We start from the raw sequence: 22,110 nt of genomic DNA, 5'->3' as shown, positions 1-22,110 counted from the left end.
TGTAGCTACTTATTAATCAGCTAGAACAGTATGTGGTAGATATACGCAAGTATATGATATTTGTCAGGAACGCGTAGCCGTTTAGCCACGCGCTCCCGAGACAGCTACTGACAGCCAAGCTTCTCCAGTAATTCAGGATCTGCTGCCTTGGTCGGGTCACTTCCAAGCTCGCCATCATACCCACACACAACCACCTTGGCTGTTTCGTCGATCATGTCTGGTTGGTCTGTGAAGGCCACCATGCCGGAGCCGAGCAAGGTGTAAAGACCGGTCGAGTTTGGCGGAGACAAGTAGCCTTCGGCCTGAACCAGCCCAACCTTTCCATCAAAGATCCCAGCCTCTAACGAGGTCGCGCGGATACTGCCAGCTTCAGGTATCCCAATGACACGGATAACATCACCGGACTGAACGTGTTGCGGAATAATGCCTGCAATCAACGTGTTACCGATCTGTGGAACATTGCTTGCGCCAACAGAAAGGTTACTGCCGATGATGACTGCGGACTGGCGGGGTGGAACCACCTCAACGCGTGTTGCAACCACATCTTCATCTTGCCACAGACCGCTGATCGCAACCCAGTCCCCTTGCTTCACCGTGGTCGTGATGGCCTCTGGTACGTGAACGAACGTTCCCATAATCTCAAAGGTTCTGCCAGTCTCATCTGACTTCACTTCAGAAACAGGCCCGATGATCGGCACAATTCTGCGGATACTCTTCGCTTCCCAATTTGAGCCAGTCAGAGCAGCAACAACGGCAACCGTATCTCCCGGTACCAATTGCGAGGCCGTCAGAGGGCCAAGTTCATTCTTGACTGGCAGATCCGGAGGGAAGGTGACGCGTTGATCATTTACGATAATGCTGCCGAGACGCGTAATCGTGCCGACAATGCCAGTCCCCAAAATACCGCCTTCACGCTCTTCTTCTGCGTGGCCTGCTGCTGGAGCGATCAGAAAAGTGGATGCTATCAAAGCGGAAAGTGTGTGCCTCCAAACCATTACGCAGCAGCCTCATCTGATTTTGGCTTTTTTTTTGGAAGGACGTAGGCCCCAAAGGCAAAACGGCCATTGGCGGTCTGTTCCGCATCATTCATTTGCATCTCCCGTGCCAGAGCGTTGACTTCTTCCAAAAGCATCTGGGCCTTCTCTTGCGTCAACCTGTTCAGAGTCTCCACTGACTCCTCTGACAAATGCGAATAACGCAGGATTCGATCAAAATTGAGAGCTTCTCCCTGAGGGGCAATTAAGTTGTGGGTAGCGGCCGAAAGGTGCGTCGAAAGTGTCGCCTGATAGGCAGCAACTTGTTCGGCACTTCCAGGTGCGGGCAAAAGGGCGTGAGTCAATAAACGATAAAATCCGTCATCTAATTCCGTAACGACACCCTGCTCAACGAGAGCCTCAAGAACAGTTCCAGGCGCCATATCAGCGCGTGTGAGGCGAACCAGCTCGTCAAAGCCAGGCTCCTTTTCGCTGCCTTGCCGCGGCAAATTCCGGGGCGTTCCTTCTGCGCTTTGAAACTCTGGAGACGTTGCCCAATAACTGATCGCAAGGGCCGTCGCATTGACGGATTTCTTGAGAGAACTGCCGTTTTCATCAGATCGTAACCGTTTGACATCCTTACGGTGAATGCCGGTCTTAAGGCTGACGCGGCTATCTGTCGTCTTACCGGGATTTTCCTCAATAGCGGCCTGGAGCAGGGCCCGTTTCAGTGCCTCGGTCGCTGGCCCGATTGTGACGCCACGCGCCACCATCGCTTTTGCCAATGGGGCAAGAAGCGCTGTGAGGGCGGTCTCAAAAGGGTCTGTTTGCTCGGGACTCATTTCCGTTTCCTGTGCTGTCCAGTTCTCTAATCATTACACCAGAATTTTTCATCCTACGAATTCGTTACTGCTTGTTGAACACTTGTTATACTCAAATGGGAATTTTTCCCATTATCTAGAATGAGTGATTATCACCATAAGAGGGACTCGCCATGCGGGATATTGCTGCAGATTATCTAAATGACATTCGGCCAGTGTTTCCGGCCATGCCAAAACTGACAGGAGTTGCGCCACGTAATCCACTTCAGTCGGCATTGAGCGATTTTGATCAGGAACGTTTTCTGGATTTTGGATGGGGACCAGAAACCGCTCCACGCTTTCCAACTATCATTTCCGCAATGAACCACTTTATGGCTGCGCAGCCAAATGCCGTCGCAGCTGAGTATCAAGATCAGGAGATCAGCTACGGTGAGCTGAATGACGCCGCGAACCGGCTCACTCACACCTTGGCACAGCACGGCGTAAAGAGAGGGGACGCCGTTTGTCTGTACCTGCAGCGTTCCATTCCAATGCTGGTCGGCATCGTCGCAGCTCTTCGCGTAGGTGCTGCCTATATTCCACAGCATGTGGGCGTCGCTCCTGAAAAGGCATTGAACCACATCGCAGCAGTGACCGGTGCCGAAGTCATTCTGACGCTGCGCAGCCTTAAAGATCAGGTGCCGGTTGCAGAGGGCCAAACTCTTATCGCGATTGAAGATGTGATCGAGGATGAAACTCTGCCGGCCACGCCACTAGAGGGCGAACAACATAAAGCACAGCCGGACGATCTGTGCATGATCCTGTTCACCTCTGGCACTACAGGCGTCCCGAATGGCGTTCAGATCACCCACAAGAACCTATGCAACATTTTGCAAACCAGCCCCGGTGATCTTGGCATGCGTCCGGGGTTTCGGGTGGGTCAAATTCTTTCGATCGCATTTGATATGGCGGCTTGGGAAACTCTTGGTGCTGTTTCAAACGGCGCTACGCTGGTTATTCGCGGCAAAAGCATTCAGGAAACAGCCGAAAAGGTGGACGTGCTGATTGCAACACCGTCAATCCTGAACTCACTTGACCACAGCCGTTGCCAGCAGGTGCAAACTGCTGCTGTCGCGGGAGAACCATGCCCAAGACCACTTGCAGACGCATGGAGCAGTTTCTGCCGATTCTACAATTCTTGTGGCCCAACAGAAACCACCATCATCAATACAGCCGAACCGCATTATCCGGGAAAGGAAATCCTCTCCATTGGGCGTCCGACACCCAACAACACGGTTTATGTTCTGGATGAAAACCTGCGCCCCGTTGCCATTGGCGAGAAGGGCGAAATGTGGGCTGGTGGTGATTGTGTAACTGCTGGATACCTTGCCAATCCCGAGCTTACGCTTGACCGTTATCGACCTGACCCATTCCGTCCCGGTCACATGATGTTCCGCACCAAAGACCTTGGACGCTGGACAAACACCGGAGAGCTGGAGCACTTTGGACGGGTTGATGATCTGGTGAAAATCCGAGGTTTTCGCGTTGAGCTGGATGGCGTTTCCAACACATTGGAAGCGACGGAAGGCTGTGATCAGGCGGTCACGCTCAAGTTCGACAGCCGTAACCTGGTCGCCTTCATCAGTCCGGCGAATGTGTGCACCAACACCGCGGCGCAGTCCGTGAAAGACAAACTTCCTTATTATTGTAGTCCAACACTGATCCTTTCCATGGATGAGTTGCCTCGCACACCACGCGGGAAGTTGGACAAGCGCCTGCTTTTGAAGCTGGCACAAGACCATATTGACGCTCAGGGTGTGGAGTTAAATTAATGACTATTGAAGCAACAACTGCCGAAACACGCAGTTACAACTGGCGTCGTATTACGCGCCATCCATCCTTGATGGAATACAACCGACTGGTGATGCTGGTCGCCGTGGTCAATATCGCAGTCTTCATCGCTGGTTTACAGGAGGGACGCTGGTTTGCCGAAACCGGCTTTGCTCTTGGTGCTATTGCAGATATGGCGCTGATCAACCTGTCTCTTGGCATCCTGATCCGGCAGCAACGGGTGGTCAACGCCTTGTTCTGGCTGGCAACCCGCATTCCAACCAGCTGGCCGCTCTGGCTTCGTTGGGGTGCAGGCAAAGTGTTTCATTTCGGTGGCCTTCATTCCAGCAGCACAGTGTCCGGCACAATCTGGTTTGGCTTCCTGCTTTACGCCATGGTGGCTAACCGTATTGAAGGGGCAGCGTTGCCGTCAGACCAAACGCTTGCTCTCAGCGGGGCGATGGTCTCGTTGATGGTCCTGCTGATCGTCACGGCACAAGGAGGTTTCCGCGCGCGCCATCATAACACCTTTGAGAAGGTGCACCGTTTTGTTGGTTGGACAGTGCTTGGCTTGTTTTGGGCACAGACTGTTTCTATCACGCAAGATACTGGTGGCGTTCTTATGGAAACCCCAGCATTCTGGATGCTCTGCCTGATCACACTGTCCATCGTCTCACCATGGCTGTCGTTGAAGCGTGTCAAAGTGGACGTGGTAAAGCCTTCTAACCATGCTGTTTTGGCGAAGTTCGATTATGGCGATACTCCCTTCCCGGGCAGCTCAAACGCAATCAGTCACACACCATTTGGCGAGTATCACGCGTTTGCCAATATCCCGTCTCCGAAAGAGTCTGGGTATCGTCTCGCGATCAGTCGGGCAGGGGACTGGACAGGAGACTTCATTGAAAACCCGCCAAGCCATGTTTGGGTGAAGGGCATCACCACCTCTGGTGTTGCGCGTATCGAAGTGTTGTTCAAGAAGGTGGTTTACGTCGGCACTGGTTCTGGCATTGGCCCAATCGTGCCGCATCTGCTCGCAGGTGACGTGCCGAACAAGGTGATTTGGTCCACACGCAACCCACGTAAAACCTATGGCGATGCTTTCGTTGATGAGATTGAGGCAAGCACTGAGAACCCGGTGATCTGGGATACGGATTCTCAAGGAAAGCCTGATCTGACCGCATTAACTCTGAAAGCAGTTGAAGAGAGCGGAGCAGAGGCTGTCATTGTAATTTCCAACCAGAAATTGACCCGCAAACTCGTTCACGACATGGAAAGCTTCGGCATTCCTGCTTACGGCGCAATTTGGGATAGCTGATCATGTATGAAACCATTGAAACATCTGTCGAAGGCCGCGTTGCAATCATTCGCTTCAATCGGCCAAAAGCGCTGAATGCACTTAACTCCCAGGTTCTGGAAGAGGTGCTGGATGCGGCAACTAAATATGATGCAGATCCTGCCATCGGGTGCCTAATTCTGACTGGTAATGAGCGAGCCTTTGCAGCAGGTGCTGATATCGCAGAGCTCAACGTGCAGGATTATGCCAGCATGTACGCCAGCAACTTTTTCACCGGATGGGATCGTTTTGCAGCGCTTCGCATCCCGAAGATTGCAGCGGTCTCCGGCTATGCCTTGGGCGGCGGCTGTGAGGTCGCCATGATGTGCGATATCATTTTGGCGTCAGACACGGCTAAGTTTGGCCAGCCGGAAGTGAAGATCGGCTGTATTCCAGGCATTGGTGGGTCTCAGCGTCTGACCAAGTTGGTTGGTAAAGCACGCGCCATGGATCTCATCCTCACAGGCCGCATGATTGATGCGCAAGAGGCTTACGACATGGGTCTCATCAGCAGAAAGATCCCTGCAGATGAGCTGATGTCCGTTGCGAATGAGACTGCAAAAACCATTGCGGGATATGCCCGAGACATCACCATGATGGCACGGGCCTGCGTAAATGCGGCGGATGAAAACTCATTGGAAAATGGTATCCGCTTTGAACGGCAGATGTACCATGCCTTGTTTGGTTCACCTGCCCAGAAAGAGGGCATGGCCGCGTTCCTTGAAAAGCGACCACCAAATTTCAATGAGCAGGCTCAGCAGGAAGACGCTTAACTAAACGAGAAACGCCCGGATGCGATATCAGCTTTCCGGGCGTTTCAGCTCTTAAACATCAATCACCGATAAACGGATTGTCTCGCAAGCGCTCAGCAGCGAAGTCCACGAAGGAACGCACTTTAGCGCTGGCACGGCGACCTTCCATGTAAACGATGTGGACTGGAAGCGGCTCAGGCTCATAATCCTCCAGCGCCAACTGAAGCACACCATTCGAAACGTCTTTCGCCACTTGATAGGACAGCAATCGGGTAATGCCAGCCCCACCTGTCGCTGCCTGAATAGCTGCACAGTTGTGGTTGCAGCGCAAATATGGGTTGATCTTCACCACCTCGGCCTTCTCTCCAGCAAACTTCCAATGGTTGCTCGTTTCAACCGATGTCGGCTGGATGATCTTGTGCTCGGCAAGGTCTGACGGTGTTTGCGGGGTGCCGTGCTCACTAAAATACGTTGGTGAAGCACAAATCACGCGGCGGATGCTACCCACGCGGGTCGCATAAAGCCCGGAATCCTGCAGATGTCCGATACGGAACGCCACGTCCAGATTATCTTCCACCATATTGACGATGCGATCGTAGAACTCGGCATTGGCAGTCACTTCAGGGTAGAGGTCGAGGTACTCTGTGATCAAAGGGATAATGTACTTCTGCCCAAACAGTATGGGCGCTGTGATGGAAAGCTCGCCGATCGGCTTGGCATAACTGCCGCTGACAAACGCTTCTGCCTGTTCGACGCTCTCCAAAATGCCTTTTACATCGCAAAGATAGTGCCTGCCCGCATCCGTCAGTCGGACGTGACGAGTGGTTCGGTTGAATAATCTTGTGCCAAGGGATTGCTCCAGCCGGGCAATGGAGCGAGTGACGGCAGGAGCAGAAAGGCCAAGCTTCTTGCTGGCTTCCACGAAGCTCTCCCGTTCAGCCACTTCTACAAACACCTGCATTGTTTCGAGCTTATCCATTTCAATCCCACAATCACGCTCATTTATTGCGCTGAGTGTAATAGTGAATTGCACAGAAGCCCAATTATTTCCTTTCAAACATTGGTTACATGAAGACCATCATCCGATTTCAAAAATATGGAGATAAAATAATGTCACGCATTCCTACCCCATCTTCCATTGAGGCAGCTCCTCAGGGCTCCCAGACTTCCCTTCAGGCCGTCAACTCTCAGCTCGGCTCGGTGCCAAATCTGTTCCGAATTGTTGCCAACAGCCCGCAGGCGCTGGAAGGTTACCTCGGTTTGAACGGTGCGCTCGGCAAAGGAACACTGCCAGCCGCTACTCGTGAGCGTCTCGCATTGGCCGTTGGCGAGCAGAATGGCTGTAACTACTGCCTCTCCGCGCATACTTACCTTGCATCCAACCTTGCCAAACTCTCTGCAGATGAAATTGCCAAGAACCGCCGCGGCAGTTCTGAAGATGCGAAAGCAGCCGTTGCCGTCGAGTTTGCCGTCGCAATCGTCAAAAACCGCGGAAAGGTTTCTGATGCGCAGGTGCGGGCTGTACGCGACGCTGGTTATTCTGATGCGGAACTCGTTGAAATTGTTGGCCATGTCGCTCTGAACACGCTGACCAACTACATGAACGAAGTTTTGGGAACCGAAGTTGACTTCCCTGCTGTTAAAGAACTTGCCTAACACCACGGGCGGGTGGAGCCCAATCCACCTGCCACCCTTCCGGAGATCGTCATGACCAGACCACCACTCCCTCCATTCACACGGGAAACAGCCAGCATCAAAATCCGTGCGGCGGAAGATGGCTGGAACTCTAGAGATCCGCAAAAGGTAGCTTTGGCCTACACGCCAGACTGCCAATGGCGGAACAGAGCAGAATTTGTAACTGGACGCCCTGAGATTGAGCAGCTGCTCACTCGCAAATGGGCTCGAGAGCTCGATTACCGCCTTATTAAAGAGCTATGGGCCTTTGAGGGAGACCGGATCGCGGTTCGCTTTGCCTACGAGTATCATGACGACTCCGGACAGTGGTTCAGAGCCTACGGTAATGAAAACTGGGAGTTTGCAGAGGACGGCCTCATGAAGCGCCGGATTGCAAGCATCAACGAGCATCCGATCACACCAGAGGACCGCAAGTTCCATTGGCCGCTGGGTCACCGCCCTGATGATCATGCAAGCCTGAGTGATCTGGGTCTGTAACTGGAGGAAACCCCATGTATTCCAGTGATATTGCCTTCACTCCCACAGTGAAAGCCATCCAGAGCCGCAAAGGCTCGCGACGCGGCTATGCCAGCATGGAAGAGGGCGGTGGTTGGAAAAACGAAGTAACAGAAGAACTGGCGCGGTACATCGCCGATCAGCGCAGCTTCTTTCTGGCAACGTCCAATGCTGATGGTCAACCCTATATTCAGCATCGTGGGGGCCCAACCGGGTTCCTTAAGGTGCTGGACAATCGCCACCTCGGGTTTGCGGATTTTCGCGGCAACCGGCAATACATCAGTCAGGGAAATCTGGAAGATAATTCCAAGGCCTTCATATTTCTAATCGATTACATGCAGAAGACGCGGATCAAGATCTGGGGCACAGCTAAGGTCATCGAGGATGACCCGGGCTTGATTGAACAGCTGATGGATTACGATCAACCCTATCGTGCTGCTCCAGAGCAGGCAATTATCTTCAGTGTTGATGCATGGGATGCCAACTGCCCGCAGCACATTCCAGTGCGCATCGACGCAGATTGGGTCAAATCCGCTCTGGAAGAAAAAGAACAGAAGATCGCTGAACTGCAAGAACAGATCCAGAAGCTGCAAAGCGCCGTACAAGCGAGCTGATTATATCGAATAGCGGGTGAGCAAACTCACCCGTTACTGCGTATTCCCGAAACTTATCTGGCCCTAATCTCGGGAATACGCACTACCCTTCACCACTATTGTGGCCCCCCATAAAAATCTCCCCATTGCTTCCTTTCAATCTCCGTAACTGCGCCCAGCAGTTTTTCGCTGAACGCGTCTGCCAATGCAGACGCCGGACGTTGGGACGGCAGCAAAATTGAGATCGCCAGCACCACCTTGGGTGCAAACGGGCGGAAAACGAGAGAGCTGTGTTCGCGTGCCGTGTTCAGATAACCGTCCGCCGTCATCGGGTCACAAATGCAATAGCACAAGCCATCTTCCACCAGCTTCAGGGCCGGGAGGAAGTTACGCAGTTCAAAGCGTTGGTTGAACTCCGCTTTCTGCTCCTCAAACGCCATGCGCGTGGAAACGCAATTGGGGTGCATTTCAGGCAATGTCGCCAACGGCTTGCCCGAAAGGTCCTTTGCTTCAATGACCTCTTTGCGTGCCAACGGATCATCACTCCGTAAGGCACAAATACAGTTGAGCAGGAAATCATGCGTAATCAACGCACTGTTGGGAGCAGGGGTTTCTGCCAGTCCTACATCATATTGCTGAGAGGCGACCCATTCTTCAATCACGTTGGACCCGCGCATCATCAGCGAGACCTTCACCTCCGGTTTGTCTTGGACAAACTCTGAGATCAGCTGCGGAATAAGCACCTGAGAGGAGGCCGGCATGAACGCCACGTTGAGCCGCCCCTGCTGCAAAGAGCCAATTTCGCGCATGGTCCGTGTCGAACGGGCGAGGCGGTCCAGAATTGCTTCTGCTTCCCCCAAAAAGAACTGCGCTTCCGGTTTTCGAAGGAGTTTGCCGCGCTGACGTTCAAACAGTTCGATCCCCAGTTCCTGTTCCAGATTGGAAATCAGAGAACTTACTGCAGGTTGCGTCCGACCAAGGATACGTGCCGCCTCAGAGATTGAGCCCGTTCGCATAACTTCACGAAATGCCTGCAACTGTCGAAAACTCAGGTTCATGTAACCGCCTGTTATTGTGTGGCAATTACATGCCCCATAATTTTTTTCTATACCTTAATAGATTAAATCACTTTGATTTTATAGGTCAAAATCGAAATCTTCCCCGAACAGCGCTGCGGACATCTACTTAGGGAGGATTGCTGATGGATCGCTTAATGAGCCTGCTGTTGACGGGGCTGATATGCCTTGTTGCACTGGGCCAATTTGTACAGGTGATCACGCGATACCTGCTTGAAATTCCAGTTCTGGGGCTGGAAGAAAGTCTGCTTTATCCAACAATGTGGCTCTACATGGTGGGCGCGGTCAACGCATCCCGTGAAAACAGCCATATCCGCGCCAACGTTCTGGAAATCTTCCTTAAAACACCAAAGCAAGTGGCCGTGCTCGCCCTCATTGGGGAAGCATTAAGCCTCGCGATTGGTTGTTGGCTCACCTACTGGGCATGGGATTTCACCAAATATTCTATGCGTGTGTGGCGTGAAAGCCCGACCCTCTACATCCCGACTTTTTACGTGGACATATCGCTGATCACCGGCCTTGTCCTGATGATGGTGTTCACCGCAATTCAGCTGGGCCGACACATCCATCAGGTTTTGACAGGGACGTTCCCTGAGCCGCTCCCAACCACCACAGAATCCCCAAAAGAGGAGCTGGCCTGATATGGTTGAGATCGCACTTCTTTCCGTTGCAGTTCTCGTGATTCTGCTCACACTTGGCGTACCGCTGCCTTACTGCTTTGGCGCAGGCCTGATGACCATGTACTTCGCTGGTGACGTCATCATGAAGGGCAACATGCTTTGGGGCTTCCAGCAGCTCGGCAATCCGGTTCTACTTGCTATTCCGCTGTTTGTTCTGGCGGGCACGATTATGAGCGTCAGCGGTATTGCTGCCAGTTTGCTCAACTTCGTCAACATCTTCATCGGCCATTTACGTGGCGGCCTGGGCGTTGTGGCGACCGTCAGCTGTGCGTTGATCGGTGCAATTTCCGGCTCTGGCCTGACTGGCGTGGCCGCTATTGGTCCACTCCTCATTCCTGAGATGGAAAAGCAGGGCTACCCGCGTGCCTATGCAACTGCGCTCATCGCCAACGCTTCCTTGCTTGGCCTGCTGATCCCACCAAGCGTGACCATGATCGTCTACGGCTGGGTAACTGACACGTCCATCCTTGCCTGCTTCCTCGCAACGCTCGGTCCAGGTTTGCTGATCATGTCCAGCTTCTCCGTTGTAAACCTGCGTCTGGCCCGCAAGTTTGACCTGAAACTGGAAGACCGCCCACGCGGCAAAGCATTTGTGCAGGAAGCCAGCCACCGCGGGTTCAAGGCAACTCCAGCGCTGCTCATGCCCGTCATCATCCTCGGCGGCATCTACGGCGGCATCATGACCCCGACTGAGGCAGCAGCTGTTGCAGTGATCTACGCGATCCCTGTTGGATTCCTCATCTACCGTGGTCTGGATGCCAAAACCTTCCTCGGCGCAGGCAAAGAGGCTGCGACATCCGTTGGCGCGATCATGCTGATGATCCTTTTCTCCATGATCCTTTCCCAGATGTTCGTTCTGGAAAGTGTACCGCAGGAACTGGTGGAAGCAATCTTCTCCATTACGGAGAACAAGGTACTGCTGCTGATCCTCATCAACATCCTGCTGTTCCTTGTGGGCATGGTAGTGAATGACGTGACCGCGATCATCCTGATTGCTCCGCTGCTTCTGCCGCTTATGGAAGCGATCGGCATCAGCCCGATTCAGTTCGCGGCGATCATGGGCGTCAACACAGCTATGGGCGGTGTAACCCCTCCATATGCTTCGATCCTGTATCTGGGCGCACGTATCGGCAAGGTGCCAGTCACGCAAGTGATCCGCCCGGCCATGATCCTGATCCTGTTTGGCTATCTGCCAGTGGTGTTCCTGACTTCCTTCTGGGCAGACCTGTCTCTCTTCATTCCCCGGCTCTTTGGTTACTGACCCCATCACCAGACAAGAGCCCAAAGCGAGCTGTGGGAGCAGCTCCGATAACAGCAACCTCAGTTGCGATTGAAAACAAAACACAGAGGTGAACTATGATTTTGAAGGCATTGAAAACGACCCTTGCGCTGGCAACCATCATTGGTGGTGTAAGTGCAGCATCCATCGCACACGCCAAAACGCTGAAGATCAGCCATATCCGCCCGCAAGGCGCAACTGTTGATCTTGAAGTGAAAGACCTTGCTGAAGAGCTAAAGAAAGTAACCAATGGCGATCTGAAGATGAAGATCTTCGCTGCAAGTGCACTGGGTGATTACACCACTGTGCAGGAGCGTATTTCCGTTGGCGCAATCGACATGGCTGTACAGCCGGCAGCAACCGCTGTTGAGCGCAAAATGCAGCTCAGTGCCTTCCCATATGCGGCTGAAAACTGGGAGCAGGCGCAAAAAATCTACGGTCCGGGTGGCGCGATCCACGACGCAATGAAAGAGCTTTACGCCAAGCAGGACATCACCATGCTGGCAGCTTATCCGGTGTACTTCGGCGGTATCGCGCTGAACCGTGATGCGGTGGCTCCTGGCGATCCAAACGCTGACAAAGGCATCAAAGTTCGTGTGCCTGGTATCAAAAGCTTCCAGCTGACAGCAGATGCTCTGGGTTACATCAGCTCCCCAATCCCATTCTCCGAAGCCTTCACCGCTGTTCAGACCGGTGTTGTTGACGGCGTCGTGGGCTCCGGTGCTGAAGGTTATTACGCCTCTTTCCGTGATGTTGCGAAGACCTACATCCCAGTCAACACGCACTTCGAAGTTTGGTACCTGATCATTAACTCCGAGCGTTTTGAAGGTCTTGACGAAAGCTCCCGCAAAGCTCTCGTAGAAGCAGCAAAAGAGTTTGAAGCCAAGCGTTGGGCTAAAGCGGAATCCGATCAGGGTGCGTTTGAGCAGAAACTGGCAGACTACGGCGCAACCATCGTCAATCTCTCTGATGATGAGCTCGCAGCGGCAGCCAAGAAAGTACGCGCAGACGTATGGCCACAGATCCTGAACGACGTTGGTGCGGACTGGGGTCAGTCCATTCTTGAAAAAATCAAGAACTAACAGTCCAGACCGATAGGTCTCCAAAGGATCAGGCAGCTTTGTTCCCTAACCGGATCCCAATCCCGGTTTCACCTGAACTGCCTGATCCTCCCGGTTTCATTGGGAAACCCACTTGTTTTAAAGCTTGCCACTAAAGGTCAGGTCCAATGTTCCGCTCACTGCGCAAACCCGAGACCCAAAGCGTCTCCATCAACATCAACGGGCAGATGGTTCAGGTTGCTGAAGGCTCTAGCCTTTGGGCAGCCATGGCGTTGCACGGTGAAACACAAACCCGCCTTGCTTCAGTCTCGGGCCAACAACGCTCCGCCTATTGCGCCATGGGCGTGTGCTTTGAGTGTCTCGTTGAGGTCAATGGCGTGCCAAACCAGCAGGCCTGCCTAACGACGGTAGAAGAGGGCATGCACGTCTGTAGCCAAGGCCTGACCGAACAATCCATTGCTGCACTTCATCAAAAAGAGAGTGCTGATCATGAGTGACATTTTCGATATCGCAATCATCGGCGCGGGCCCGGCTGGCATGTCCGCCGCACTAGAGGCAGCACAGCAGGGAGCCTCGGTCACAGTGCTTGATCGCAAGGCAACCCCCGGCGGCCAGATCTACCGGGATGTGACGCAGAGCCCTTTGTTGGACCCGTCCGTTCTCGGGAGTGAGTACACCGAGGGCGCGGAGCTGGTTGAAGCCTTTATGGAGGCAGACATTGACCGTCACCAGAATGCGGATGTCTGGCATATCGGAGAAAACGGCGAGGTCCTGTACTCCCAAGACAATCAGACCCGCCGTCTTGTTGCACGTGAACTCATCATCAGTCCGGGCGCGATGGAACGCCCGTTCCCTATTGAAGGCTGGCATTTGCCAGGAGTGATGACAGCAGGCAGCGCACAGGTGATGCTCAAGTCTGACGGCATGGTCAAAGATGGTGCTATCTTTGCTGGCACCGGACCTTTGCTTTACTTGATCGTGGCCCAGTATCTGCGGCTTGGTGTAACCGTCAACGCTGTAGTGGACACAACGCCAGCAGGCGGTGTTGGCCGCGCGATGCAGTACATTGGTGGTGCGCTCCGCAAACCAGCCTACCTCATCAAAGGTCTGATGCTCCTCAATGAAATTCGCCGTGCTGGTGTTCCTGTCTTCCGCCATGCCTCAAACCTGAGCGTGCTTGGAGAAAGCAAGGCCGTTGGCCTTCAGTTTGAACAGGATGGACGAACCCACTCCGTCAACGCAGATCATATCTTCCTGCATCAGGGCGTCATACCCAACCTCAACATGACCCGCGCACTTGGCATGGAACATCATTGGGCAGAGCAACAACTGTGTTGGACACCGACACTGGATGACTGGGGCCAAAGCTCGATCCCACACATTGCAGTGGTTGGTGATGCAGCCGGCATTCAGGGTGCGGAAGCTGCGCGACATGCCGGACGCCTTGCAGCACTTAAGGCCATGAACAAACTTGGCAAACTCAGCGCGGAAAATCTGCAGCAGAAAAGTTCTGATCATCTGAGAGCCATGAAGTCCTTCAAAGCCTTCCGCAGTTTTCTTGATGCGTATTATGCACCAACACCAGAGCATCGCATCCCTGCGGCGTCCAATACGCTGGTATGCCGCTGTGAAGAGCAATCAATGGGGCAGCTGCGTGCTGGTTTTGAGCAAGGTGCGAAAAACCCGAATGCGCTTAAAGCATTGACCCGCTGTGGAATGGGCCCGTGTCAGGGCCGCCAATGCGGGCATACCGTCAGTGAGTTACTTGCTGTCTGGCAGAACAAGCCTGTTTCCGACATCGGCTATTATCGCCTGCGCTCTCCACAAAGGTTGCTTAGTGTTGATGAGTTAAGTCAGTTTCAAAACATCAAACCAGCAAAAAAACCGGCTGAGGTGTCCGCATGAATTTTGATGCAATCATCATTGGCGGTGGCATTCACGGCAGCGCAACGGCTTGCTATCTGTCCAAGGCTGGTATGAAGACGCTGGTGCTGGAAAAGGAATATGTTGGCCGTCATGCCTCCGGTGTCAACGCAGGTGGTGTGCGGTTGTTAGGCCGAGATTTTGCTGAGGTGCCGCTCTCCAAAGAAGCCATGTCCCGCTGGCAAACACTGGATGATGAACTTGAGGGCGATACTGGTTTTCGCAGGCGTAGCCTGATCAACATTGCCATTGATGACACAGACATGAGCACGATCAAGACCCGGATCACTAAGCTCGCCGGATTGGGTTACGATCACGAAATACAGATCGACCAGCAGGAACTGCGCGAGCGATTGCCTCATGTGGCGCATAACTGCGTGGGCGGCGTGGTGTCTGAACAAGACGGCTATGCAATCCCCTACAAAGCAACCAGTGCCTTTCGCCGAGCAGCTGAACTATTTGGTGCAACATTTCACGAAGGTGAAGCACTCGTAAACCTGCGCCAGATTGGTGATGCTTGGCAGGTGCGAACCGACAAAGCCAGCTATGACACAGGCACTGTGATCAACTGCTCTGGAGCATGGGCGGACAAAACTGCCATGATGATGGGCGACAACACCCCGCTCTCTTACAGCGCGCCTATGTTGATGATCACCGCCCGAATGCCGCATTTTGCTGGTCCGGTCGTAGGCGCCATCTCTCGTCAGCTGTCGTTCAAGCAGTTCGAAAATGGCACTGTGCTCATCGGTGGTGGCGCCAAAGGTTTTGCGGATCGTGATAATAATCGGACAACGCTGGACTACAAAAAGCTGGCCCTTGCTGCGGAGACAACCAAGACCTTTTTCCCAATCATGAAGACAGCCGTCATCAACCGGATGTGGGCTGGACTGGAAGCCTACATGCCCGACAACCTGCCGGTGATTGGGGCAGGGGTGAATGCGCGCAATGCCTACCATGCCTTCGGCTTTTCGGCCCATGGGTTCCAGCTCGGACCAGTCGTTGGTGATGTACTCGCGCAGCTGATCACCACAGGAAAAACCAGTTTTGACCTGAACCCGTTCCGCATCGACCGCTTTGAACGCAAGGTTCTTTAGCTCCCAAGATTTCCAAGACAACAGGAAAGTAAACCATGACAATTGAACGCGTGGATTCCAACCACCGCATGAGTAAGATCGTGAAGCACAACGGCACAATTTATCTGTGCGGACAGACGGCTGCTGATGATCCAAGCTGGGACATCACCGAACAGACAAAACGCTGTCTGGCCAAAGTTGACGCCCTGCTGGAACAAGCTGGCAGCGACCGCAACAAGATCCTGTCCACCACCATCTATGTGCGCGATATGAAAGACTTCGCTGCGATGAACGCCGTGTGGGATGCCTGGGTTGCAGAGGGTGAAAAGCCAGCACGTGCCTGCGTTGAAGCACGCATGGCTCGTCCAGATGTTCTGGTTGAGTTTACTGTGGTTGCAGCTCAATAAAACACAAAGAGCCCGTGGTTTTTACGGGCTCTTACCAAACCCTGCTATTTCTGTACGAGCCCTTCCACCATCACCTCCCAGGAGGCAAGGAAGCGTCGCTCCACTTCGTTGTTGGTGCCTTCCAAACGGCTGAGGATCAGAGTCCCTTCAAACAACTCGACAATGGCTTCAACGATATGCGTTGCATTTGCCTGCCGGATAACGCCATTTTCCATTCCTTCAATAATCTGCTCACTAATACGCGTGCGAAGCAGACCAAAGAACTTCTTTAAAACCACACGCGCCACATGATGTTTGTAAAACTCCACCCAAATCGCAGTCAGCTCAGAATGTGTCCCAAGATAGATGAGGGTGGTGACACAAATGGACTGAATCCGTTCCAGAACATCCGTATCTGATGCAGTTTCTTCTTTAATTTGCTGAACGATCTCATCGTCACACATTTGCAGATATTCCGCCAGAATCTCATCCTTACTGGCGAAAATGGATCCGATAGTTTGCTGTGAAAGCCCGGTTTCCTTGGCAATCTCTTTGAATGTGGTGTTGAAATAACCGTTGCGTGCGAAACAACACAACGCCTCATTGAGAATGATCAAACGATCATCCTGCAGAGCAGGAGCAGCATCCTCTCTCCGTTTCTGAGGGTCGTCCATAAACGCTCTCCACACGCTGGTTTGCAAACTCTTTTAGAGCTGAAAGTCAGCTTCCTTCAGGAACTCAGCGGAAAAGCTAGCATGCAATCACGGAGTTGAGGCCGCACGATGTTGAGCAAGGTTGATACGCTTTTCTCCTGTTCACTAAGCTCAAAGCTTCTATTGATTTGAGTTTGACGAATTTGCGTAAGTTTACAAACTTGCTAAGTTCATATTCGGCAGCTGAAATCACAACTCAGATTGAAGACGGGTTGCTTACGTTTTGTGGGACACTTTGCCGAGTTTCCATCCACCAATCAACGAGCAAATCGGCACAATCTGACTTAATCACGGATCAAAACTGAGTTGATCGCCCAACAGTTTGCTCAGCGCACCATGGCATCTTTCACACCAATTATTTTGGAGGGATGTCCTTATGAAGCTCAAGATTCTGCTGATTACCGGTGACTTTGGTGAGGACTATGAAGTCATTGTTCCGTTCATGCTGCTGAAAGCCATCGGTTATGAAGTTCATGTTGCCTGTCCTAAAAAACGGGAGGGCGAAACGGTCGCCTCGTCCATTCACGATATCAATAAGGACTATCAAACAGTCACTGAATGGGAAGGGCATCGGATCAACATCAACGTGTCTCTTGAGCATCTGAATCCTGCCGATTACATCGCCCTTGTGCTTCCCGGGGGGCGCTCCTGCGAATACTTGCGCACATACCCAATTGTCCGTGATGTAACATCTCATTTCATCAAGGAAAACAAACCGATCGCTTCCATTTGCCGAGGGGTGCAGATCCTGCTTGCCACGGGGCTTTTGAAGGGCAAAACCATGACGGGGAATTTTGTGTGTCAAACAGAAGTTCAGATGTCTGGCAATACCTACGAAAAGCTGGGATACGAAGGTGTCGTGGTTGATGGAAACATTGTTTATGGCGTGGAATGGCATGGCCTTTGGACGTGGATGCAGGCCTTCATGGAAAAGCTTGGGGTCATCATAGATTTGCCCCCCAAAGCTGGCCGCGTGAAACCCACTCCCGGAGAAGGATATACTTACAAAAGCCTCGGTTAGAGCACCTTCCGTTTGAATGCAATCAAGGAGGATACTCTAACCAAGGGTGCTGCCTTAGCTGGACTCGTCAGGCAACCGGATTGTGAGAGCCGGATTGCGAGGGAAGAAGTTCATCGGCTGAATATGGATGGTCTTCCATTCTGTTGACATGACAGGCCAGTCTTCCAAACGTGGTACGTGGTGGAAGCCAGCAGTGAACCATGTGACCACATCCTTGTTCATGAGTTCGCGGTCCTGCTTGACCCATTCCGCCAAACCATCAGAGCCGTCAGATCCCATGGCAAGCGCGCCACCTGCATAACGCTCCTTTGGATCATAAGCAGTATTCCAGACGCTGTACTCGATGTAGCGGTTACGCACGAACGGCGCATCGTTTTCGAAGTCAAACGGAGCATAGGACACGCTGCCGTGGTGAAGCATGTAGGCCGGCTTGTGACCAAGGTAACCGTCGACATTCCCGTTCATCACCATAAAGGCTTTCGGCTTCATGGAGCTGAGGCGGAAGCGACCTTCCATCTCGCTTTTGACCGGTGTGTTCTTAACCGTCCAGAGTGAGCGACGTGGCACATTGACCGGAGGTTCACCACCAACGATTTCCTGCACCATCATGGTGTTGTCCGGCCCATCTACGTCAAAGTCCAGGCGGAAGTTGAAGTAATGGTCGTGGAATGGAGCAACCAGATAGGGCGCAATGAGCGAGCCATATTTCGTGTCTTCGGCAGCGGATGGATCCTGTAAGGTCTTGGACGCAACGCCCTTCACGGCATCCAGACCAGATGCGCCAACCTTCAGGTAAATCGTGCCATCCTGCTTGAATCGATAGTCGATAAGGTAGTCGTAGTTGCCAACCTCAGAAGCTGTACGGATGACCAGTTCTGTTTCTGGCCGCCCTTCAGCAGGCACAAATTCCGTTTCTGACTGGGCAAAGACTTCAAAGTGGCGCCATGCAGGGTTTCCAATATCACGCTCGAAGATGCAAATCGCGTCGGGAATCTCCAGCGGCTGGCCCATATCATCATGGATCAATGCCGGAAGGAAAGTTGCGTAATCCGGGCAGTCCACGTTCTTGCGCAATGGTGTCAGGAAGAGGCCAAACCCGTATTCGCCACTGTCCATATAGGTCCGCCAATACCAGCCAGTGGAGGGGTCCATATACGGTACGAACACTTCAGAAAGAGAGGCTTGATAGAGCACTGAACGCCAGTTCGCACCATCATTGGCTTTGACTTGCGACAGAACAAGTCCTGGGCGTTTGTCGACGCGATACCGCATCTTCCAGATGTCCCAGGTGATCTCACTGCCATCAATAGTAAAGTTTGGACCACCCTCCTGACGCAGGCGTGCCGGATTGGTTTTGGCTCTCAATGCCGTACGTTTGGCCACTTCATCCTCGTTGTAGCCCCAGTCATCTTCTGGAAGAGGGACAGCGCCTTCATCGATAACTTCCAGAACTTTACGCTCTGAAAGCTCCACCACAGCCACCAGCCCCTCAACCGGCTTGGCATAGAAGTTAGAGCTTGTCGGGTTCACATAACAAGGCACCTTCATCAGGCGTTTGCCTTTTTCTGCATCAGTAAAGAAGTTACCAGCAGTCAGCGGAAGGCAATAAACGTCATCTGGCGTCAGGCCACGCTTGGCGAGCCCGGCAACCATACGCTCATCTCCCAGCGCGATCTCCATAGCCGACAAAAAGTCCGCCAGCATGATCATGGGCTGACCTTCAAGGTCTGACCTGCTTTCGACAGTGCCTTTGGTGATGTTCACCACCGCTTGGTGAAATTTGCCATCTTCCTGAAAATGAACAGTCGCTCTGCGATCAAGGCTCCCATCTGTCACATTGCTCATGACCGCTTTTTTGTGTGGCTCCAACAGCTCAATCAGCGGATATAGCGTTTTATCACTGGCAGCATTGGCTTCAATCAGGGTTGCCCGAACCGTATTGAGTTCATCTCCTGTCAGGCCATCGAGTGGATGAGGATCTGCAGCATACGCGGCAGTCGTGAGCATTGAGGCGGCTACAAGCCCCCCCAGCATCTTTAAAGTCATTGGTTCCCTCCCATCGGGAGGGGGAGATGAACCCACCTGTGTCTTCTCCCCCTAAATCCGTCCAATCAAAGCTTAGGCGAGCCCGGATCGCTGTGTCTGCGCATCCTGTGCAATTTACTAGGCATATCGGTTCACAGCCAGCTTGTTCTGCCGTATCTGCTCCGCAAAGGTTCGCGGAGACATACCAACCTGCGCTCGAAACGCCCGGTTGAAGGTCGACAGATCACGAAAGCCAAATTCAAACGCCAGCTGAGAGATTCTGAAGGCCTGCCGGGATTGCAGACGACGCGATAACTCACGTTTGAACCTGCCGACACGCACCTTGGCGATCTGCTCGTTACAGCTCAATCCGTGCTCTCTGAAAAGACGATAAATGCTACTGCGCGACATGCTGGAAAGCTTTGAAAGCTCTTCGATGTTGAAGCTCTCTTCCAGCGCATTGTCGTGAATAAGAGACAACAGGAACTGCAGCTTGTCATATCCCTCCTGCAAAACGCTGGTGTCTTCTTCAAGAAAGGTTGCACTCACCACATCGTTGAACGCCCCTGAGAGCAAATGTTGTTTCTGGCTTCCCGGCTGGGCTTCAAGCAGCAGATTTAGGTGGGCGTTGATCAGCTGGCCAGCCCCGGAAAACGCGGAGACCTTGCGACCACAGGCATAAGCAGAATTGAAATGCCGATGCAGCAGATGGCGCGGGATATGCATGGATATCTGGTCAGACCCCAAAGTGCGGTTAGCCCGGAAAATGGAGGATTTGACGGAATCGATCAACGTCATGTCTCCGGGCTTGGAAAGCAGCGCGGTTTGTCCATTCTGTTCCAGCTCCGCTTCTCCCCGAAGCTGCAGGATCAGAAAATAGTAGGCCTCGCCGTCCTTGCTGATATCAGCAGGTCCACGGGTGATCTCTCTTGCATTGTGAGTGACGCGGGCGCAATCAACATCACCAAGCTGGAGTATGGAGGCATTTCCCATGACACTTCCAGCTTCTGTGTTTGTAACAAAGTGACCACAGATTTCAGTCAGCCGTGTGTTCCATTCATCCAGCTCATATCGGCAGGATTGAGTTGAAGGTATCTGAATACACACTGGCGCCTCCCCTAACCAAGGGGAATGCTAGAAAGAATCTAAACAGCAATCAAGCCAGATATATGCATTTTCCTATAAATCGCTTATTTCATGCTCAGACTAAGTCAGTTTCAACTACAAGATCAACTAGGTGCGTCTTGGATATGAGGTTGTAAAATAATGGTTTTATTGGATAAAATGGCTATTAAACCACAGGAGTGAGTACGATAGTCGAAATACATTCAAACGCTGATTATTTGCATTTCCATAAAACTAATGTTGCGCAAGCTGCCCGTTAATCCCGACCCAAAGTCCAGTTGTGGGCGAACTCCCGAAAGGATTTGAAGACGGGGCTCTGGTATTTCTCCGTGTTATAGACCAGCGAAAATTGCCTGATCATCTTGTGCTTCAAGGGCACGATCGATAAGCGACCATCTTGAACGGCGGCATTGACAGAGCGGCGAGAAAGCACAGTCAGACCGAGCCCTGCGATGACTGAGTTGACGATAGCCGTGGTGCTGTTGAGCTCGAACGCTTCTGTCCACTCTTCAAGGTTCGCAGCAACTTCAGTCAGAAAATACTCTCGTGTGCCAGATCCCGGTTCCCTCAAAACCCAGCTCTTGCCTTCGAGCGCATCTAACTCAAGCGGCTTATCGGTAGCGGGACATTGAGATGGCGCGCAGACCACGACCATTTCGTCCGTCATCCACGGTTCAACCTTGAGACGTTTGTCACTGACCTTTGCCTCAATGAACCCAAGATCTAACTCAAAATCCAGTAGCATTCTGCAGGTTTTGGTGGAATTGGAGAGGCTCATAGACTGGTGCAGATACCCCGTGTTTTCACGGAAATCTCCGAGCAGGGTGGGCAGCAGGTGGTTACCAATTGTGTAGCTGGACCCAATCCGCAAGTTACCGTTGGTTGCATCATCCCCTTCAAAAAGCTGCGTGATCGCTTCAGATCTATCCAGCAGTTCATCCGCCAGAGGAAGTAAACGGCGGCCTTGCTCGTTTAAGATGAGTTGCTTGTTGGCACGATCAAACATCTTCCACCCCAGTTGACGTTCCAGCTCAGCAAGAGCCATAGAAACGGCTGATTTGGTGAGAAACAGTTTTTCTGCCGCAGCTGTGATCGAGCCTTCCTGCGTAATCGAAACAAACACTTTAAGCTGACGAAACGTTACATTCATTTCTTTTCAAGGCCAATCTGTGGGACAGTATTGTATGGGGTTCAATTTTACTGAACCACCTATTCAATATATTCAGATTTTCAGGACATATCAAATCAGCTAGGAACTGGAGTTGCATACTTTGTC

Annotated in this window: 22 protein-coding genes; 14 read left to right on the top strand and 8 right to left on the bottom strand. The window is 52.5% G+C overall.

The window, feature by feature from the left end; translation table 11 throughout:
• Positions 1-104: 104 nt before the first annotated feature.
• Together PsAD5_RS20555 and PsAD5_RS20550 are read right to left on the bottom strand one after the other, a co-directional pair.
• On the bottom strand, positions 105-995 hold the full coding sequence (locus PsAD5_RS20555; protein ID WP_063293458.1) for a DUF5666 domain-containing protein: 891 nt from the start codon (positions 993-995) through the stop codon (positions 105-107).
• Positions 995-1,816 carry a DUF6502 family protein gene (locus PsAD5_RS20550; RefSeq protein ID WP_063293457.1) on the bottom strand — a complete coding sequence of 274 codons (822 nt, stop codon included), beginning with the start codon at positions 1,814-1,816 and terminating at the stop codon, positions 995-997. The genes PsAD5_RS20555 and PsAD5_RS20550 overlap by 1 nt, the downstream gene beginning before the upstream one ends.
• 152 nt (positions 1,817-1,968) lie before the next feature.
• Between PsAD5_RS20550 and PsAD5_RS20545 the strand changes: the two genes are divergently transcribed.
• Genes PsAD5_RS20545 through PsAD5_RS20535 form a run of 3 tightly spaced genes read left to right on the top strand, consistent with a single transcriptional unit; the run spans position 1,969 to position 5,710 of the window.
• The gene (locus PsAD5_RS20545) at positions 1,969-3,606 is read left to right on the top strand and encodes an AMP-binding protein (RefSeq protein WP_063293456.1); all 1,638 of its coding nucleotides are present in this window, start codon (positions 1,969-1,971) and stop codon (positions 3,604-3,606) included.
• Positions 3,606-4,919, top strand: coding sequence for a hypothetical protein (locus PsAD5_RS20540; RefSeq protein WP_063293455.1), 1,314 nt, complete (start codon positions 3,606-3,608; stop codon positions 4,917-4,919). The genes PsAD5_RS20545 and PsAD5_RS20540 overlap by 1 nt, the downstream gene beginning before the upstream one ends.
• Before the next feature lie 2 nt (positions 4,920-4,921).
• Entirely contained in the window at positions 4,922-5,710 is a 789-nt protein-coding gene (locus PsAD5_RS20535) for an enoyl-CoA hydratase-related protein (RefSeq protein WP_063293454.1), read from the top strand.
• Between the two features lie 58 nt (positions 5,711-5,768).
• Here PsAD5_RS20535 and PsAD5_RS20530 read toward each other — a convergent pair whose 3' ends face one another.
• Positions 5,769-6,668 carry a LysR family transcriptional regulator gene (locus PsAD5_RS20530; protein WP_063293453.1) on the bottom strand — a complete coding sequence of 300 codons (900 nt, stop codon included), beginning with the start codon at positions 6,666-6,668 and terminating at the stop codon, positions 5,769-5,771.
• Positions 6,669-6,799: 131 nt separating this feature from the next.
• On the opposite strand from PsAD5_RS20530, the gene PsAD5_RS20525 reads away from it, so the two are divergent.
• The 3 genes from PsAD5_RS20525 to PsAD5_RS20515 are packed head-to-tail and all read left to right on the top strand — an operon-like array spanning position 6,800 to position 8,493.
• Positions 6,800-7,345, top strand: a complete 546-nt coding sequence (locus PsAD5_RS20525; protein ID WP_063287619.1) for a carboxymuconolactone decarboxylase family protein — start codon at positions 6,800-6,802, stop codon at positions 7,343-7,345.
• A 51-nt stretch (positions 7,346-7,396) separates the two neighbouring features.
• A complete protein-coding gene (locus PsAD5_RS20520; RefSeq protein ID WP_063293452.1) occupies positions 7,397-7,861 on the top strand; it encodes a nuclear transport factor 2 family protein in 465 nt (154 codons plus the stop codon).
• 14 nt (positions 7,862-7,875) lie between these two features.
• Positions 7,876-8,493, top strand: coding sequence for a pyridoxamine 5'-phosphate oxidase family protein (locus PsAD5_RS20515; RefSeq protein WP_063293451.1), 618 nt, complete (start codon positions 7,876-7,878; stop codon positions 8,491-8,493).
• 95 nt (positions 8,494-8,588) lie between these two features.
• Here PsAD5_RS20515 and PsAD5_RS20510 read toward each other — a convergent pair whose 3' ends face one another.
• Positions 8,589-9,530, bottom strand: a complete 942-nt coding sequence (locus PsAD5_RS20510) for a LysR substrate-binding domain-containing protein (protein ID WP_063293450.1) — start codon at positions 9,528-9,530, stop codon at positions 8,589-8,591.
• Between the two features lie 143 nt (positions 9,531-9,673).
• On the opposite strand from PsAD5_RS20510, the gene PsAD5_RS20505 reads away from it, so the two are divergent.
• The 7 genes from PsAD5_RS20505 (at position 9,674) to PsAD5_RS20475 (ending at position 15,971) form a co-directional block, all read left to right on the top strand.
• Positions 9,674-10,189, top strand: coding sequence for a TRAP transporter small permease (locus tag PsAD5_RS20505; RefSeq protein WP_057461315.1), 516 nt, complete (start codon positions 9,674-9,676; stop codon positions 10,187-10,189).
• 1 nt (position 10,190) lies between these two features.
• Entirely contained in the window at positions 10,191-11,489 is a 1,299-nt protein-coding gene (locus PsAD5_RS20500; protein WP_057461316.1) for a TRAP transporter large permease, read from the top strand.
• A gap of 95 nt (positions 11,490-11,584) precedes the next feature.
• Positions 11,585-12,589 carry a TRAP transporter substrate-binding protein DctP gene (gene dctP, locus PsAD5_RS20495; protein ID WP_063293449.1) on the top strand — a complete coding sequence of 335 codons (1,005 nt, stop codon included), beginning with the start codon at positions 11,585-11,587 and terminating at the stop codon, positions 12,587-12,589.
• A 146-nt stretch (positions 12,590-12,735) separates the two neighbouring features.
• On the top strand, positions 12,736-13,065 hold the full coding sequence (locus PsAD5_RS20490; RefSeq protein ID WP_063293448.1) for a (2Fe-2S)-binding protein: 330 nt from the start codon (positions 12,736-12,738) through the stop codon (positions 13,063-13,065).
• Entirely contained in the window at positions 13,058-14,473 is a 1,416-nt protein-coding gene (locus PsAD5_RS28700; protein ID WP_063293447.1) for an FAD/NAD(P)-dependent oxidoreductase, read from the top strand. The genes PsAD5_RS20490 and PsAD5_RS28700 overlap by 8 nt, the downstream gene beginning before the upstream one ends.
• Positions 14,470-15,585 carry an NAD(P)/FAD-dependent oxidoreductase gene (locus tag PsAD5_RS20480; RefSeq protein ID WP_063293446.1) on the top strand — a complete coding sequence of 372 codons (1,116 nt, stop codon included), beginning with the start codon at positions 14,470-14,472 and terminating at the stop codon, positions 15,583-15,585. Before PsAD5_RS28700 ends, PsAD5_RS20480 begins: the two co-directional genes overlap by 4 nt.
• Before the next feature lie 35 nt (positions 15,586-15,620).
• Positions 15,621-15,971, top strand: coding sequence for a RidA family protein (locus PsAD5_RS20475; protein ID WP_063293445.1), 351 nt, complete (start codon positions 15,621-15,623; stop codon positions 15,969-15,971).
• 44 nt (positions 15,972-16,015) lie between these two features.
• On the opposite strand, the gene PsAD5_RS20470 is transcribed toward PsAD5_RS20475, so the two are convergent.
• Positions 16,016-16,624, bottom strand: a complete 609-nt coding sequence (locus PsAD5_RS20470) for a TetR/AcrR family transcriptional regulator (protein WP_063293444.1) — start codon at positions 16,622-16,624, stop codon at positions 16,016-16,018.
• Positions 16,625-17,039: 415 nt separating this feature from the next.
• Here PsAD5_RS20470 and PsAD5_RS20465 point away from each other — a divergent pair, with 415 nt between their 5' ends.
• The gene (locus PsAD5_RS20465; protein ID WP_063293443.1) at positions 17,040-17,684 is read left to right on the top strand and encodes a DJ-1/PfpI family protein; all 645 of its coding nucleotides are present in this window, start codon (positions 17,040-17,042) and stop codon (positions 17,682-17,684) included.
• A 54-nt stretch (positions 17,685-17,738) separates the two neighbouring features.
• Here PsAD5_RS20465 and PsAD5_RS20460 read toward each other — a convergent pair whose 3' ends face one another.
• The 3 genes from PsAD5_RS20460 to PsAD5_RS20450 all read right to left on the bottom strand — a co-directional run bounded on the left by PsAD5_RS20460 (position 17,739) and on the right by PsAD5_RS20450 (position 21,984).
• Positions 17,739-19,730, bottom strand: coding sequence for a copper amine oxidase (locus PsAD5_RS20460; RefSeq protein WP_063293442.1), 1,992 nt, complete (start codon positions 19,728-19,730; stop codon positions 17,739-17,741).
• Between the two features lie 117 nt (positions 19,731-19,847).
• Positions 19,848-20,816, bottom strand: coding sequence for an AraC-like ligand-binding domain-containing protein (locus PsAD5_RS20455; protein ID WP_063293441.1), 969 nt, complete (start codon positions 20,814-20,816; stop codon positions 19,848-19,850).
• A gap of 274 nt (positions 20,817-21,090) precedes the next feature.
• The gene (locus tag PsAD5_RS20450) at positions 21,091-21,984 is read right to left on the bottom strand and encodes a LysR substrate-binding domain-containing protein (RefSeq protein WP_063293440.1); all 894 of its coding nucleotides are present in this window, start codon (positions 21,982-21,984) and stop codon (positions 21,091-21,093) included.
• Between the last annotated feature and the right edge of the window lie 126 nt (positions 21,985-22,110).

This window comes from Pseudovibrio sp. Ad5 (genome assembly GCF_001623095.1).
In the GTDB taxonomy this organism is placed as follows: domain Bacteria; phylum Pseudomonadota; class Alphaproteobacteria; order Rhizobiales; family Stappiaceae; genus Pseudovibrio.
Note: the sequence above shows the minus strand (reverse complement) of the source record. Positions and strands in the feature narration are given on the sequence as shown.

What these genes read in the sequence shown, in the direction of transcription:
- PsAD5_RS20480 (WP_063293446.1), top strand. Translation starts at nt 14,470, where the DNA reads ATGAATTTTGATGCAATCATCATTGGCGGTGGCATTCACGGCAGCGCA.
- PsAD5_RS20535 (WP_063293454.1), top strand. Translation starts at nt 4,922, where the DNA reads ATGTATGAAACCATTGAAACATCTGTCGAAGGCCGCGTTGCAATCATT.
- PsAD5_RS20460 (WP_063293442.1), bottom strand. Translation starts at nt 19,730, where the DNA reads ATGACTTTAAAGATGCTGGGGGGGCTTGTAGCCGCCTCAATGCTCACG.
- PsAD5_RS20515 (WP_063293451.1), top strand. Translation starts at nt 7,876, where the DNA reads ATGTATTCCAGTGATATTGCCTTCACTCCCACAGTGAAAGCCATCCAG.
- PsAD5_RS20475 (WP_063293445.1), top strand. Translation starts at nt 15,621, where the DNA reads ATGACAATTGAACGCGTGGATTCCAACCACCGCATGAGTAAGATCGTG.
- PsAD5_RS20505 (WP_057461315.1), top strand. Translation starts at nt 9,674, where the DNA reads ATGGATCGCTTAATGAGCCTGCTGTTGACGGGGCTGATATGCCTTGTT.
- PsAD5_RS28700 (WP_063293447.1), top strand. Translation starts at nt 13,058, where the DNA reads ATGAGTGACATTTTCGATATCGCAATCATCGGCGCGGGCCCGGCTGGC.
- PsAD5_RS20490 (WP_063293448.1), top strand. Translation starts at nt 12,736, where the DNA reads ATGTTCCGCTCACTGCGCAAACCCGAGACCCAAAGCGTCTCCATCAAC.
- PsAD5_RS20550 (WP_063293457.1), bottom strand. Translation starts at nt 1,816, where the DNA reads ATGAGTCCCGAGCAAACAGACCCTTTTGAGACCGCCCTCACAGCGCTT.
- PsAD5_RS20555 (WP_063293458.1), bottom strand. Translation starts at nt 995, where the DNA reads ATGGTTTGGAGGCACACACTTTCCGCTTTGATAGCATCCACTTTTCTG.
- PsAD5_RS20520 (WP_063293452.1), top strand. Translation starts at nt 7,397, where the DNA reads ATGACCAGACCACCACTCCCTCCATTCACACGGGAAACAGCCAGCATC.
- PsAD5_RS20540 (WP_063293455.1), top strand. Translation starts at nt 3,606, where the DNA reads ATGACTATTGAAGCAACAACTGCCGAAACACGCAGTTACAACTGGCGT.
- PsAD5_RS20545 (WP_063293456.1), top strand. Translation starts at nt 1,969, where the DNA reads ATGCGGGATATTGCTGCAGATTATCTAAATGACATTCGGCCAGTGTTT.
- PsAD5_RS20470 (WP_063293444.1), bottom strand. Translation starts at nt 16,624, where the DNA reads ATGGACGACCCTCAGAAACGGAGAGAGGATGCTGCTCCTGCTCTGCAG.
- PsAD5_RS20525 (WP_063287619.1), top strand. Translation starts at nt 6,800, where the DNA reads ATGTCACGCATTCCTACCCCATCTTCCATTGAGGCAGCTCCTCAGGGC.
- PsAD5_RS20510 (WP_063293450.1), bottom strand. Translation starts at nt 9,530, where the DNA reads ATGAACCTGAGTTTTCGACAGTTGCAGGCATTTCGTGAAGTTATGCGA.
- PsAD5_RS20530 (WP_063293453.1), bottom strand. Translation starts at nt 6,668, where the DNA reads ATGGATAAGCTCGAAACAATGCAGGTGTTTGTAGAAGTGGCTGAACGG.
- dctP (WP_063293449.1), top strand. Translation starts at nt 11,585, where the DNA reads ATGATTTTGAAGGCATTGAAAACGACCCTTGCGCTGGCAACCATCATT.
- PsAD5_RS20450 (WP_063293440.1), bottom strand. Translation starts at nt 21,984, where the DNA reads ATGAATGTAACGTTTCGTCAGCTTAAAGTGTTTGTTTCGATTACGCAG.
- PsAD5_RS20465 (WP_063293443.1), top strand. Translation starts at nt 17,040, where the DNA reads ATGAAGCTCAAGATTCTGCTGATTACCGGTGACTTTGGTGAGGACTAT.
- PsAD5_RS20500 (WP_057461316.1), top strand. Translation starts at nt 10,191, where the DNA reads ATGGTTGAGATCGCACTTCTTTCCGTTGCAGTTCTCGTGATTCTGCTC.